At 71.5% G+C, this 12,481-nt stretch carries 15 protein-coding genes; 10 read left to right on the top strand and 5 right to left on the bottom strand.

Annotated elements, in window-relative coordinates; genetic code table 11:
* The first annotated feature begins 37 nt into the window (after positions 1 to 37).
* A complete protein-coding gene (locus tag IE252_RS02845) occupies positions 38 to 868 on the top strand; it encodes a class I SAM-dependent methyltransferase (RefSeq protein ID WP_190087599.1) in 831 nt (276 codons plus the stop codon).
* A gap of 124 nt (positions 869 to 992) precedes the next feature.
* Entirely contained in the window at positions 993 to 1,535 is a 543-nt protein-coding gene (locus IE252_RS02840; protein ID WP_190087598.1) for a heme-binding beta-barrel domain-containing protein, read from the top strand.
* Positions 1,536 to 1,593: 58 nt separating this feature from the next.
* On the opposite strand, the gene IE252_RS02835 is transcribed toward IE252_RS02840, so the two are convergent.
* Both IE252_RS02835 and IE252_RS02830 read right to left on the bottom strand, forming a co-directional pair.
* Positions 1,594 to 2,016 carry an ester cyclase gene (locus tag IE252_RS02835; protein ID WP_190087597.1) on the bottom strand — a complete coding sequence of 141 codons (423 nt, stop codon included), beginning with the start codon at positions 2,014 to 2,016 and terminating at the stop codon, positions 1,594 to 1,596.
* A 114-nt stretch (positions 2,017 to 2,130) separates the two neighbouring features.
* A complete protein-coding gene (locus IE252_RS02830) occupies positions 2,131 to 2,301 on the bottom strand; it encodes a hypothetical protein (protein WP_190087596.1) in 171 nt (56 codons plus the stop codon).
* A gap of 212 nt (positions 2,302 to 2,513) precedes the next feature.
* Between IE252_RS02830 and IE252_RS02825 the strand changes: the two genes are divergently transcribed.
* The 4 genes from IE252_RS02825 (at position 2,514) to IE252_RS02810 (ending at position 7,368) form a co-directional block, all read left to right on the top strand.
* Positions 2,514 to 3,074 (top strand): GNAT family N-acetyltransferase, encoded by a 561-nt coding sequence (locus IE252_RS02825; protein WP_190087595.1) that lies wholly within the window; start codon positions 2,514 to 2,516, stop codon positions 3,072 to 3,074.
* 493 nt (positions 3,075 to 3,567) lie between these two features.
* Entirely contained in the window at positions 3,568 to 5,337 is a 1,770-nt protein-coding gene (locus tag IE252_RS02820) for an AMP-binding protein (RefSeq protein ID WP_229847890.1), read from the top strand.
* Positions 5,318 to 5,758 carry an acyl-CoA thioesterase gene (locus IE252_RS02815; RefSeq protein WP_190087594.1) on the top strand — a complete coding sequence of 147 codons (441 nt, stop codon included), beginning with the start codon at positions 5,318 to 5,320 and terminating at the stop codon, positions 5,756 to 5,758. Before IE252_RS02820 ends, IE252_RS02815 begins: the two co-directional genes overlap by 20 nt.
* Positions 5,755 to 7,368 carry a class I adenylate-forming enzyme family protein gene (locus IE252_RS02810; protein ID WP_190087593.1) on the top strand — a complete coding sequence of 538 codons (1,614 nt, stop codon included), beginning with the start codon at positions 5,755 to 5,757 and terminating at the stop codon, positions 7,366 to 7,368. The genes IE252_RS02815 and IE252_RS02810 overlap by 4 nt, the downstream gene beginning before the upstream one ends.
* A 63-nt stretch (positions 7,369 to 7,431) precedes the next feature.
* Here the strand turns inward: IE252_RS02810 and IE252_RS02805 are convergent, their stop codons facing one another.
* Positions 7,432 to 7,863 carry an arsenate reductase ArsC gene (locus tag IE252_RS02805; RefSeq protein ID WP_190087592.1) on the bottom strand — a complete coding sequence of 144 codons (432 nt, stop codon included), beginning with the start codon at positions 7,861 to 7,863 and terminating at the stop codon, positions 7,432 to 7,434.
* Between the two features lie 101 nt (positions 7,864 to 7,964).
* On the opposite strand from IE252_RS02805, the gene IE252_RS02800 reads away from it, so the two are divergent.
* Both IE252_RS02800 and IE252_RS02795 read left to right on the top strand, forming a co-directional pair.
* The gene (locus tag IE252_RS02800) at positions 7,965 to 8,279 is read left to right on the top strand and encodes an ArsR/SmtB family transcription factor (RefSeq protein ID WP_101391476.1); all 315 of its coding nucleotides are present in this window, start codon (positions 7,965 to 7,967) and stop codon (positions 8,277 to 8,279) included.
* Between the two features lie 41 nt (positions 8,280 to 8,320).
* Positions 8,321 to 9,073: an aquaporin gene (locus IE252_RS02795; protein ID WP_190087591.1), complete on the top strand. Its 753-nt coding sequence runs from the start codon at positions 8,321 to 8,323 to the stop codon at positions 9,071 to 9,073.
* 9 nt (positions 9,074 to 9,082) lie between these two features.
* Here IE252_RS02795 and IE252_RS02790 read toward each other — a convergent pair whose 3' ends face one another.
* A complete protein-coding gene (locus IE252_RS02790) occupies positions 9,083 to 9,448 on the bottom strand; it encodes an ArsR/SmtB family transcription factor (protein WP_190087590.1) in 366 nt (121 codons plus the stop codon).
* Positions 9,449 to 9,553: 105 nt separating this feature from the next.
* On the opposite strand from IE252_RS02790, the gene IE252_RS02785 reads away from it, so the two are divergent.
* The gene (locus IE252_RS02785; protein ID WP_190087589.1) at positions 9,554 to 10,903 is read left to right on the top strand and encodes an NAD(P)-binding domain-containing protein; all 1,350 of its coding nucleotides are present in this window, start codon (positions 9,554 to 9,556) and stop codon (positions 10,901 to 10,903) included.
* A gap of 23 nt (positions 10,904 to 10,926) precedes the next feature.
* Here IE252_RS02785 and IE252_RS02780 read toward each other — a convergent pair whose 3' ends face one another.
* The gene (locus IE252_RS02780; protein WP_190087588.1) at positions 10,927 to 11,763 is read right to left on the bottom strand and encodes a carboxymuconolactone decarboxylase family protein; all 837 of its coding nucleotides are present in this window, start codon (positions 11,761 to 11,763) and stop codon (positions 10,927 to 10,929) included.
* 121 nt (positions 11,764 to 11,884) lie between these two features.
* On the opposite strand from IE252_RS02780, the gene IE252_RS02775 reads away from it, so the two are divergent.
* Positions 11,885 to 12,451, top strand: coding sequence for a thiol:disulfide interchange protein DsbA/DsbL (locus tag IE252_RS02775; RefSeq protein ID WP_190087587.1), 567 nt, complete (start codon positions 11,885 to 11,887; stop codon positions 12,449 to 12,451).
* The last annotated feature ends 30 nt before the right edge of the window (positions 12,452 to 12,481 follow it).

The following is a 12,481-nucleotide window of genomic DNA, read 5'->3' as shown; positions in this document are numbered from 1 at the left end:
CGTTGACGAGTGGGCACGTGCCCACCATAGTGGGCGCATGCCCACTTTACCGCCGGAGCGGCAGCGTTCCCCTGAAATCGACACCCATCAACTGCGAGAAGCAGCCAAGTCGTTCGGCTCCGATGCCGAGCGTTACGACCGGGCGCGGCCCCGTTATCCCGACGCCCTCGTCAACCGGATCGCCACCCCGGGCGCCCGCATCCTCGACGTCGGCTGCGGCACCGGCATCGTCGCCCGGCAACTCCAGGCGGCGGGCTGCGAAGTGGTCGGGGTCGAGCCCGATGCGCGCATGGCCGATGTGGCACGCCGACTCGGGGTCGAGGCAGAGGTGGCGACGTTCGAGGCGTGGGATCCCGGCGGGCGGGAGTTCGACGCGGTCGTCGCCGGACAGGCCTGGCACTGGGTGGACCCGGTGGCCGGAGCGACCAAGGCCGCCCAAGTGCTGCGGCACGGCGGCCGGCTGGCGGCGTTCTGGAACGTATTCCTGCTCCCTCCCGAGGTGGCGGAGGCCTTCGCCGCGGTGTACCGGCGGGTGCTGCCCAACTCACCGTTCAACCTCGATGCCCTGACGAAACAACCCCTGGACGACGCGTACCGCACGTTGTCCACCAAGGCCGTCGACGGTATGCGCGGAACCGGTGCGTTCAGCGAGCCGGAGGAGTGGCGCTACGACTGGGAGTGGTCCTACACCCGGGACGCATGGCTGGACCAAATCCCCACCCACGGCGCCCTCACCCGCCTCCCACCGGACAAACTGGCCGAGGTGCTGGAGGGCATCGGGGCCGCCATCGACTCGGTGGGCGGCGGTTTCACGATGCGTTATACGACGGTGGCGGTCACCGCGACGCGTACCGCCGAAGTCCGGTAGGGGCGCGGGGAGCCGCGCGCCCAGCCACGGACGGCCCACAGCCTCAACACCGCGCTGCCCGTGGAGCGCCTAGGCTGCACCGGTACCGGCCCGCCCGCCGATCCCGACCCCAGGAGCGCACACCGTGTTCGACCCCGTACTGGACAACCCGTACCCCGACAGCCTGCGGAGCGACGACGTCCCCGCACCGCACGAGCTGCTCGCGCCCGTGCTCGGCCTCCTCGGCACCTGGCACGGCCGGGGTCAGGGCGGGTACCCGACGATCAGCGGGGACTTCAGCTACGCGCAGGAGGTCACCTTCAGCCACGACGGCCGCCCCTTCCTGCGGTACGAGGCCCGGGCCTGGCTGATCGGCGCCGACGACACCCCCCTGCGCCCCTCCGCCCGGGAGAGCGGCTGGTGGCGGCTGCAGCCCGACGGCCGGGTGGAGGCGCTGATCACCCAGCCCACCGGCATCGCGGAGATCGCGGTCGGCTACGCGGGGGAGAACACCGTCGACCTCTCCACCCACCAAGTGGCCCTCACCCCCACCGCCAAGGAGGTCGACGCCACCCGCCGCCGGTACACCCTCACCGACGACGGCACGCTCACCTTCGTCCACGACCTCGCGGCGGTCGGCCAGCCCCTCCAGCACCACCTGTCGGCACGCCTGCGACGCAAGGCGTAGCCGCCCGTCACCCGGCGGCGCGGACACCGGGCCCGTAAGCCCAACGGCCCTGCAGGCCCTAGACCTGCGGCCAGTCCCACCCGAGCTGCAGGAAGAAGCCGAGGCGGTCGCTGACCGCCCGGATCTCCGCGATCCTGCCCTCGGCCAGCGTGAAGATCCAGATCGCCTCGACGTCGAAGCTCCGGCCGGTCGGCTCGGGCATCCGGGGGTGCGTCCCGCCATGGACACCGCGCTGGGTGACCCGGGCGACCACCCGGTCCCCCTCGCCGATCAGTTCGTCGACGCGGACGGTGAGCGGGTCGAACGCGGCGAGCTGCTGACGCAGTCCCTCGAACGCGGCACCCGGCTCGTCGGCCTCACCGTGGATGATCTTGTTGTGGTCCACGACGTCGTGCGCCATGAACCGGGACAGGTCCTCCAGCCGACGGTCGCTGACCGCCTCGAAGAAGCCCCGCACTACCTTCTTGTTGTCGTCCACCACGACAGGCCCCCCACATGATCGTTTGTTGGCGGAGGTGAGCCTAGACGCACGACTGGCTCCCCCGTCAACTCGCGTCGGCGGGGCAGTCGTCGGCTCGCCTCCCCCCGCGATCGGTCAGTTGTGCCCGAACTTCCGTGGCTGCTTGCGGGAAACCTCCTGCGGGGCCGGGCGTGTCATGTCCTGCGGTGCGGGCGACCTGGTCGGCTCCTTCGTCTCCGCCGTCGCACTGCGCTCATGGCCGCCGGTGCGGGCGCCGCGGTTCTGCCGGGTCTGCTTCTTGCCCACGACGAATGCCTCCTTCAAGGGATCCTGGAGGATGAATGCCACCAGGCTCGCATGTGCGTACGGAGATCGCATTCCGGGCATACAGTGATATATGGCGGACTCCCCCAGCGTCAGGAAGTCGCTGGAAGCCACCCCCACCGACCTGCGAGGATCACCTTCGCGCCATAGGCACCGCGCCACCGGCGCCGGTTCCAACCGTGTGGAGGGTGACGATGTACGCGATATCGCTGGGCGACGACGGCGCTGAGCTGCGCCCGATCGAGCCGTGGCAGGCCGAGGAGTTCCTCGCCCACGTGGACCGGGGGCGGGAGTTCATCGGGCAGTACAACGGTCTGCCGGACGTCGTCGCCGACCTGGAGTCGAGCCGGGCGTTCCTCCAGGCGTACGCGGAGAAGGCCGCGGCCGACGCCGGCCGGCTCTACGGCATCTGGACGGACGGCACGCTGGTCGGCGCGGTCCTGCTGCGCAAGCTGGACGTCACCCAGGGCACCGCCGAGGCGGGGTGCTGGCTGGAGCCGTCGGCGGTGGGCCGGGGCCTGGTGACCCGGGCCGTGCGCGTGATCATCGACTGGGCGGTAGAGGAGCGGGGCGTCCACCGCGTCGAGTGGTGGGTCTCCAGCGAGAACGAGCCGAGCATCGCCGTGGCCCGGCGGCTCGGGATGACCAAGGACGGCGTGCTGCGCGAGAGCTATCTGTACCGGGGCAAGCGGCACGACGAGGAGATCTGGTCGGTGCTCGCGCCGGAGTGGCGGGCGGGCAAGAAGGCCAACTGAGCAGCAGGATCAGAGGGATGGGAGCCCGGACGGCAGCGCCGACCGGGCTCCCGGCCGTTCCGGGCGCCAGGGGGGCGCACTCCAGGGCACCCCGGGCTGCCCCGAGTGACTCAACGTTCCGTCCGGATCGCCGTTCCGGCCAACCCGCCACCGTGGTCAACTCACCTCTCCGGGACGTCTTCCGGCCAGAGACCCCTCCCCAGGGCCTCACCCTCCGCGTCATTTTGCAATCCCTAAACTGCGGGATTACGCGTCGCGTACGCAGCGCTCTAGCGTGTCCGGGACGGCACATGCCCCCGCTCCCGACCACCTGCCCCCCACTCCTCCCGTAGCGGCAACTCCGCGCCACGAGGGGAAGGTACGCGCGCCCGTGCACGATCAGGCCAGCACCGTGCACGCATCGTCAACGCAATCCCGCTGCCGTCGGCCGTTGAATAAGGCGTCAGCCGACCGGAAGTCACGCCGACCGGACGTCACACTGAAGGGCAGGCAGTTGAGCACCCCATCCCCCTTTCGCTCCCCGTTACCGTCCTCCGCCCCACCTCCCGCGGACCCGCAGGTCGGCACCGCGCACCTCGACACCTTCGTCCAGGACCACCTGCCGCCCGCCGCCCTCCAGCCGGACATGCTGCTCGACCTGCCCACCCTCCGCTTTCCGCCCCGGCTGAACTGCGCGACCGAGCTCCTCGACGGCCCCTCGGACCCGGCGGACCGCGCGGGCCGGCTCGCCGTCCTCTCGCCGCACGGGGTGCGCTGGACGTACGCGGAACTGCTCGCCACCGTCTCCCGCATCGCGCACGTGCTCACCGAGGACATGGGCCTGGTGCCCGGCAACCGGGTGCTGCTCCGGGGCGCCAACACCCCGATGCTGGTGGCGATCTGGCTCGCGGTGGTGCGGGCGGGCGGTGTGGTGGTGGCCACGATGCCGCTGCTGCGGGCCAAGGAGCTCGCGTACGTGATCGACAAGGCGCGCATCACCCACGCCCTGTGCGAGTCCGCTCTCCGCGCCGAGCTGGAGGCGGCGCAGGCCGACGGGAGCCCGCTGCGGACGATGTACTTCCTCGACGAGGCGCGCGGCGACTGGGACGCGAAGGAGGACCCGGGCACGGACCTCGAAGCGGCCATGGCCGACCACTCCGACTGGTTCCCACCCGGCGACACGGCCGCGACCGACCCCTGTCTGATCGCCTTCACCTCCGGCACCACGGGGATGCCGAAGGCGACCGTCCACTCCCATCGCGATGTGATGGCGGTGTGCCGCTCCTTCCCCCAGCACGTGCTGCGGGCCACGAGCGACGACCGGTTCATCGGCACCCCCTCGCTGGCGTTCACGTACGGCCTCGGCGGGCTGCTGCTCTTCCCCCTGCACATCGGCGCCTCCGTCGTGCTGCTCGACCGTGCCTCGCCGGAGCAACTGGCCCGCGCCATCGACGAGTTCCGCGCCACGGTCTGCTTCAGCGGCCCCACCGCGTACCGCGCCATGTGCATGGACCCGGCCCCGTACGGCCTGTCCTCGCTGCGCGAGTGCGTCTCGGCGGGCGAGCCGCTGCCGCCGGTCACGCGGAAGATGTGGAAGCAGCGCACGGGCCACGACCTGATCGACGGGCTGGGCTCCACCGAGATGCTGCACATCTTCATCGCGATGCGCGGCGACGAGGCCGAGACCCGGCCCGGCGCGCTCGGGCGCCCGGTGCCCGGCTACCTCGCCGCGATCGTCGACGACGCGGGCCGCCCCCTGCCGTACGGCGAGGTCGGAGCGCTGGCCGTCAAGGGGCCCACGGGCTGCCGCTATCTCGACGACGACCGCCAGGTGGACTACGTACGCAACGGCTGGAACCTCACCGGGGACGCCTGCTGGGCCGACAAGGACGGGTACCTCCACTACCACGCGCGGCTGGACGACATGATCGTGTCGGCCGGGTACAACATCTCGCCCGTCGAGGTCGAAGGCACGCTCCTGACCCATCCGGCCGTGCGGGAGTGCGCGGCGGTCGCCGCCCCCGACGACGAGCGCGGCGCGGTGGTGCAGGCCCATGTCGTGCTCGCGGCGGGGTATCTCCCCTCCCCCGAACTGGTCCTGGAACTCCAGCAGTTCGCCAAGAGGGAGATGGCGCCCTACAAGTATCCGCGCGTCATCGCCTTCTGCGACGCGCTCCCCCGGGCCGGCACCGGGAAGGTCCAGCGCTTCCGGCTGCGCGGAGCGGGCGGCTCCGACCCGTCGGCCGAGCTGGAAGGGGTGACCGGTGACCCTGCCTCCGCCTGAACCCGGCCCGACCGGCTTCACCCAGCGCAAGCGCGTCTTCTTCCATCACTGCGACCCGGCGGGAATCGTCTTCTACCCGCAGTATCTGCTGCTCGTCAACGAGGTCCTCCAGGACTGGTTCGAGACGGGCCTGGACGTCGGCTATGCCGGACTGTTCGCCGACCGCCGGATCGGCATTCCCACCGTCCGTCTCGAATGCGACTTCCTCGCGCCGAGCCGGCTCGGCGACGCGCTGGACATCACGCTCAGCGTCGAACGCATCGGGAAGTCGTCGTTCGAGCTGCGCTACGAGTGCGCCGGGTCGCCGGGGCAGGACGTGCGCGCCCGGATCCGCGCGGTGCTGGTGACCACGTCGCTCGACGGACACGGCCCGATCCCCATTCCCCAGGACATCCGCACAGCGATGGAGCGTTACACATGACGACCGACCGTACGGACGCCACCCGCACCCACGCCCCGCAGGGAGCGGATCCGCTCGGCCTGATCGAGACCGAAGGGCTCGGCGCCGGCAACTTCTTCCGGCTGGCGGCAGCGGCGGCGAGCGAGACGACCGAGGCCGTGATCGAGCTCGATCAGCCCTATCGCGCTCCCACCGGGGCCGTGCACGAGAGACTCTCGCTGTCGGCGCTCGACGAGCTCACCGACCGGGTGGCCGCCGGGTACTACGCCGACGGCATCCGCCCCAAGGACCCGGTGGCGGTCTTCGTCACGGAGAGCGTGCGCTACCTCCTGCACTACATCGCACTGACGAAGATCGGCGCGATCCCGGTGTTCGTGAACAGCTCGCTGCCCCCGGAGATCGCGGCCGGGTTCATCGAGCACGTCGGGGCGGCCGCCGTGGTCTCCGACCCCGGGCGGCTCGCCGAGGACCGGCTGCCGATCACGTACTACACCGAGGAGCCGTACGGTCAGGGCGCCTTCAAGCTCTTCACGCACGAGGACGACGACCCGGTGCTGATCGCGCACACCTCCGGGACCACGGGCATCCCCAAGGCCGTGCAGTTCAACCACAAGGGGTTCTTCTTCGGGGTCAAGCAGCAGATCGGGGCCGACCTCGGCACGCGCATCCTGTCCGCCCTGCCGCAGAGCCACGCCTCCGCGATCTCCGTGCTGATGTCGGCGGTCGCCCGCCGCGCCACCACGCTCCTCGCGACCCGCCGGGCCCCCGAGGACATCGCCCTCGCCGTCCAGGAGTTCCGGCCGCACCTGGTCGCGGGCTTCCCGAAGACCTTCGTCGACCTGTGCCGCGTCGACCTGGACGCGTACGACCTGTCCTCGGTCGCCCGCTGGATGTCGACCGGCGACGCCAACCACGAGCGGCACATACGCAAGCTGGTGGCGCGCGGCAACCACGTCGACCGGGACGGGAACCCCCAGCCCGGTTCGCTGTTCATCGACAACTTCGGCTCGTCCGAGTTCGGCTTCGCCATGTTCCGTACGGTGCACACCCCCACGAGCGACCGCTACCAGCGGTGCATCGGCCGCCCGTTCGGCTGGGTGGAGGTCGAGATCTTCGACGCCGACGACGAGCCCGTGGCGAACGGCACGGTGGGCCGCCTCGCCCTCAAGTCGCCCACGATCACGGGTGGTTACTGGAACAACAGTCTGCTCAGCGAGAAGAACCGGATCCAGGGGTACTGGCTCACGGGCGACCTCGCCTACCGCAGCGACGACGGCCTCTACTACCACGTGGACCGGACGACGGACCGGATCACCACCGTCAACGGCGTCCTCTACAGCGCGCAGACCGAGGAGCTGATACTGCGCCACTTCCCCGACCTCGTCGACTGCTCGATCGTCGGGGTGGAGAGCGGTGACGGCGACAGCCAGGTGCCGGTCCTGACCATCGATGTTCCGTCCTCCGAGGCGGAGTTGGCGGACCTTCAGTTACGTATCAACGCCCTGCTGGCGGAGCGGAGCTGGCCGCCCGTCGAGAGGGTCCTCGTCAAGGGCGCCGACGAACACGTGGGGGTCACGGGGAAGGCACTGAAGCGGAGCATGCGGGTGGCGTTCGCGGACTCCGAGGACTGAGGCCTGCCGCCTGTTCGTCACACCGGGAACGGCCGTGTGCCGCACACGGCCGTTCTTCGGCTCTCAGGCCGTGGACCCCGGCGCGATCTCGGCGATCAGGCCCTCCACCAGCACCCTGATCTCGTCGCGGATGGGGCGCACGGCGGCCACCCCCTGACCGGCCGGGTCGTCCAGCTTCCAGTCCAGGTAGCGCTTGCCGGGGAAGACGGGGCAGGTGTCGCCGCAGCCCATCGTGATGCACACGTCCGACTCCTTCACCGCGTCCATGGTGAGGATCTTCGGGACCTCGGCGGAGATGTCGATGCCGACCTCGCGCATGGCCTCGACGGCTGCCGGGTTGACCGCCTCGCCGGGGTTGGAGCCCGCCGAGCGGACCTCGACGCGGTCCCCGGCCAGATGGGCCAGCCAGGCGGCGGCCATCTGGGAGCGGCCGGCGTTGTGGACGCAGACGAACAGGACGGAGGGCCTGCCGGAGGGGGTGGCAGCCGAGGACATGGCGCCTGCTTTCGACGTCGTTCGTTCGCGGTCGGGGGTCCGGAGCCATCGAGATCAGTACATACTGGTATCAGCTCCGAATGATGTGACAGTATCAGCCCATGATGACGTCAGTCGACACTGATCTGATCCGGGTACTGGCCGACCCCCTCAGACTCCGGATCGTGACCCTGCTCGCCCGCGAGACGCTGTGCACCACGCACCTCGTGGAGGAGACCGGCGCCAAGCAGACCAACCTCTCCAACCATCTGAAGGTGCTGCGCGAGGCCGGGGTCGTCGACACGGAGCCGTGCGGGCGGTTCACCTATTACCGGCTGCGCCCCGACGTCATCGAGACCCTCGCCGGTCAGTTCGCCGACCTCGCCCAGCGGGCGCGTATCACCGCCGAGGCGAACCTCAAACGGTCCTGCCCGTAACCTCCCACGACCGCCCGCGCCCCATCCGTACGAGGAGAACCTTGACCGCCACCGAGCCCGTCGGCACCGCCCCCGTGGCAGTTGCCGACACCCAACCCGCACCCGGCGCCGTCCCACTGGCAGCCCGGGCCGCCGCCGAATTCACGGGTACGGCGGCCCTCGTGGCGGTCGTCGTCGGCTCCGGCATCCAGGCCACCGCGCTCACCCATGACGTCGGGCTCCAACTGCTGGCCAACTCGATCGCCACCGTCTTCGGCCTCGGCGTGCTGATCACCCTCCTCGGCCCGGTCTCCGGCGCCCACTTCAACCCCGCCGTCACCCTGGCGGAGTGGTGGACCGCCCGGCGCGGCGGCGCCGGGGTCGGCCCCCGCGAGGTGGCCGTGTACCTGCCCGCGCAGCTCACCGGCGCGATCGCGGGTGCGGTCCTGGCGGACGCGATGTTCGGGGAACCGCTGGTGAAGTGGTCCACCCACGACCGCTCCGCCGGACACCTGCTGCTCGGCGAGGTGGTGGCCACGGCCGGGCTGATCCTGCTGATCTTCGGCCTGGCCCGCACCGACCGGCTCCGGTTCGCCCCGGTCGCGGTCGCCTCCTACATCGGCGCCGCGTACTGGTTCACCTCGTCGACCTCGTTCGCCAATCCGGCGGTGACGGTGGGGCGGGCGTTCACGGACACGTTCGCGGGCATAGCACCGGGCTCGGTCCCGGCGTTCGTCGGCGCCCAGGTGGCGGGGGCGGCGGTGGGGCTCGCGCTCGTCGCGCTCATCTTCGTCCGGCCGACGCCGACCCCCTGAACCACGGAGTCAGCATGCGGCGGTGCCGAGCAGCTGTCCCATCGCCGCCAGCACGCCGGGCTCGACCCGGTAGTACACCCACGTCCCTCGGCGCTCGGAGCTGAGCAGACCGGCGTCCTTGAGCTTCTTCAGGTGGTGGGAGACGGTCGGCTGCGAGACGCCGACGTCGGAGATGTCGCACACGCACGCCTCGCCGCCCGCATGTGAGGCGACCAGCGAGAACAGCCGCAGCCGCACCGGATCCCCGAGCGCCTTGAACATCCGCGCGGTCCGCTCGGCCTCCGCCGCCGTGAGCGGCCGCTCGGTCAGCGGCGGGCAGCACGGAACCACCTGCTCATCGAGGACCGGCAGCTCCACTACACGCTGATTCGACATACGCCAATATTGACATCCATCGATGCAGCGAGCAAGCTCGAAGACGTCCAGGATATTGATAAACGTCGATACAGGTGATCGGCGCGCCCCTCACTGGAGCACCGCATGAGCGAGAACCCCGCCGTCCCCGCCCTCCCGACCGTGGTCATCGGCGCCGGACCCGTCGGCCTGGCCGCCGCCGCCCGGCTCGTCGAGCGCGGTATCGAACCCCTGGTCCTGGAGGCCGGGCCCGCCGCCGGCAGCGCGGTGCGCGAGTGGTCGCACCTACGCCTCTTCTCCCCCTGGGCCGAGGTCGTCGACCCGGCCGCCGAGAAGCTCCTCGCCCCGACCGGCTGGACCAGGCCGGACGGCGCCACCTACCCCACCGGCGGCGACTGGGCCGCCCTCTACCTCCAGCCGCTGGCCGACACCCTGGGCGGCCGAGTCCGCTACGGCGCACGTGTCACGGGCGTCTCCCGCACCGGCCGCGACCGCGTGGTCGACGCCGACCGCGAGGGGCAGCCCTTCACCGTGCACGTGGTGAACGCCGAGGGGACTGAGGAGCGCCTGCTCGCCCGCGCCGTGATCGACGCCTCCGGCACCTGGTCCACCCCCGGCCCGCTCGGCGGCGACGGACTCCCGGCGCTCGGCGAGCGCGCGGCCGCCGACCGGATCTCGTACCGCGTTCCCGACCTCAAGGACCCCGCCGTACGCGCCCGTTACGCGGACAGGCGCACCGCGGTCGTCGGCTCCGGCGCCTCCGCCTTCACTGCGCTCGCCTCCCTAGCAGCGCTGGCGAAGGAGGCCCCCGGCACGCACGCCGTGTGGATCCTGCGGCGCGGAATCTCCGGCTCCACCTTCGGTGGCGGGGAGGCGGACCAGCTGCCCGCGCGCGGTGCGCTGGGCCTCGCCGCCAAGGCCGCCGTGGGCGAGGGGCATGCCGACGCGGTCACCGGGTTCCGCGTCGCCGCCGTGGAGCGGACGGCCGACGGGCTCGTCCTGGTCGGGGACGACGGCCGACGGCTCGACCCGGTCGACGAGGTCATCGGCCTGACGGGCTTCCGCCCCGACCTCTCGTTCCTCCGTGAACTCCGGCTCGCCCTGGACGAGCGCCTCGAAGCCCCGGTCGGGCTCGCGCCGCTGATCGACCCCAATGTCCACTCCTGCGGCACCGTGTACCCGCACGGCGCCAAGGAACTCTCCCACCCGGAGAGCGGCGTCCACCTGGTCGGCATGAAGTCCTACGGCCGCGCCCCGACCTTCCTCGCCCTGACCGGTTACGAGCAGGTCCGCTCCGTCGCCGCGGCCCTCGCGGGCGACCACGAGGCCGCCGAGCGCGTCGAGCTCACCCTCCCGGAGACCGGGGTCTGCGGCGGCGCGGGCCTGTTCGACGAACCCGAGGCCGGGGCGGCGGGCGGCGGATGCTGCGCCACCCCCGACACCATCCAGATCGGCGCGGCCACCCGTAGCTGCTGAACCACCCCGTCCAGTACGGACGCTCAGTCCTCCGTCCGCTCCGCGAACACCTCGCGCGCCGCCGCGATCCCGTTGAGGGCGGCGGGGAAACCGGCGTATCCGGCCATCTGCGTGATCACCTCGACGACCTCCTCGCGGGTACCGCCGACGTTGAGCAGTCCGTGGATGTGCACGCGCAGCTGCGGGGCGGCGGTGCCGAGGGCCGTGCACATGGCGACGGTGGCCAGCTCGCGGGACTTGAGGTCGAGGCCGGGGCGGGAGTAGACGTCCCCGAACGCGAACTCGATGATGTAGCGCCCCAGGTCGGGGGCGATGTCCTGGAGGGAGGCGACGACGGCGTCGCCCGCGTGCCCGTCCACTTCGGCGAGCTTGGCGAGGCCGCGCTCGTACCGCTGGTCGCGCTCGCCCGTCTCGGTCGGCTCGTAGGCGAGTCCGGGCCGGTCGCGGAACGCCTCGCGCGCCACCGCGATGCCGTTGAGCGCCGCGGGGAAACCGGCGTATCCGGCGGTGTGGATGAGCACCTCCACGACGTCCGCCGGGGTCACGCCCACGTTGAGCGCCCCGTCGATGTGGAAGCGCAGCTGGGCGGCGGCCGTGCCCATCGCGGCCAGCGCGGCGACGGTGGCGACCTGGCGCTGCTTGAGGGTGAGCCGGTCGTTGGCCAGGAGCTCCCCGTAACCGAAGGAGACCGTCATCCGGCCGAGGTCGGGGGCGATGTCCGCGGTGCTGTCGAGCACGGCGGGCCGCTCCTGGCCGCCGATCTCGCGCAGCAGTGCGAGGCCGCGCTCGAAGCGCTCGTCGGCGGTCGTGGCGGCGGGAGTGGCGTGGGAAGCGGTTCCGGAGTTCTGTGCGCTGTTCATATGACCGAAACTAGAGGCTGGAGCGCACTCCAACGCAAGCGGACCGCCCCGGCGAAAAAACCGCCACGGCGTCTGCCGCGGCGCACCGGGGCGGCCGCTCACAGGTGAGGAAGAACAACGTATGGCAGAAGAGATCGCGACGGGCGGGCGGTACGTGGAGCTCTCACCGCCCGCCCCGAGGACGACGGCCGGCACGGTCGAGGTGTGGGAGTTCTTCTGGTACGGGGACCCGCACTCGTACGCCATCGAGCCGACCGTGCGCCGCTGGGCGGGCAGGCAGACGGGGGTGACGTTCGTCCGCGTCCCGGCTCCCTTCGGCGGGCCGTGGGACGCCCACGCGCGGATGCACTTCGCGCTTGAGGCCCTGGCGCACGCCGACACCGGGACGATGCGGGCGGTGTACGAGGCGGTCCAGCACGACGGGAAGCGGCTGACCGGGGCCGAGGAGCAGGCGGACTTCCTGGCCCGGCTCGGCGTCGACCGCGCGCGGTATCTGGAAGTCCTCAACTCCTTCGGTGTGCAGGGCCAGTTGGCCGCCGCCAAGGCGCAGGCGCGGCGGGCCGGTGTCCAGGGTGTCCCCACCTTCCTCGTCAACGGGAAGTACCGGACCGACCTCAAGACCGCGGGCGGCGCCGAGGACTTGGTGCGGGTGGTCGAAGGGCTCGTGGCCATGGCGCGTACGCGGTAGCCGCGGCCCCACCGGCCGCCGATCGGGATC

It is taken from the genome of Streptomyces melanogenes (genome assembly GCF_014649795.1).
GTDB lineage: Bacteria > Actinomycetota > Actinomycetes > Streptomycetales > Streptomycetaceae > Streptomyces > Streptomyces noboritoensis.
Note: the sequence above shows the minus strand (reverse complement) of the source record. Positions and strands in the feature narration are given on the sequence as shown.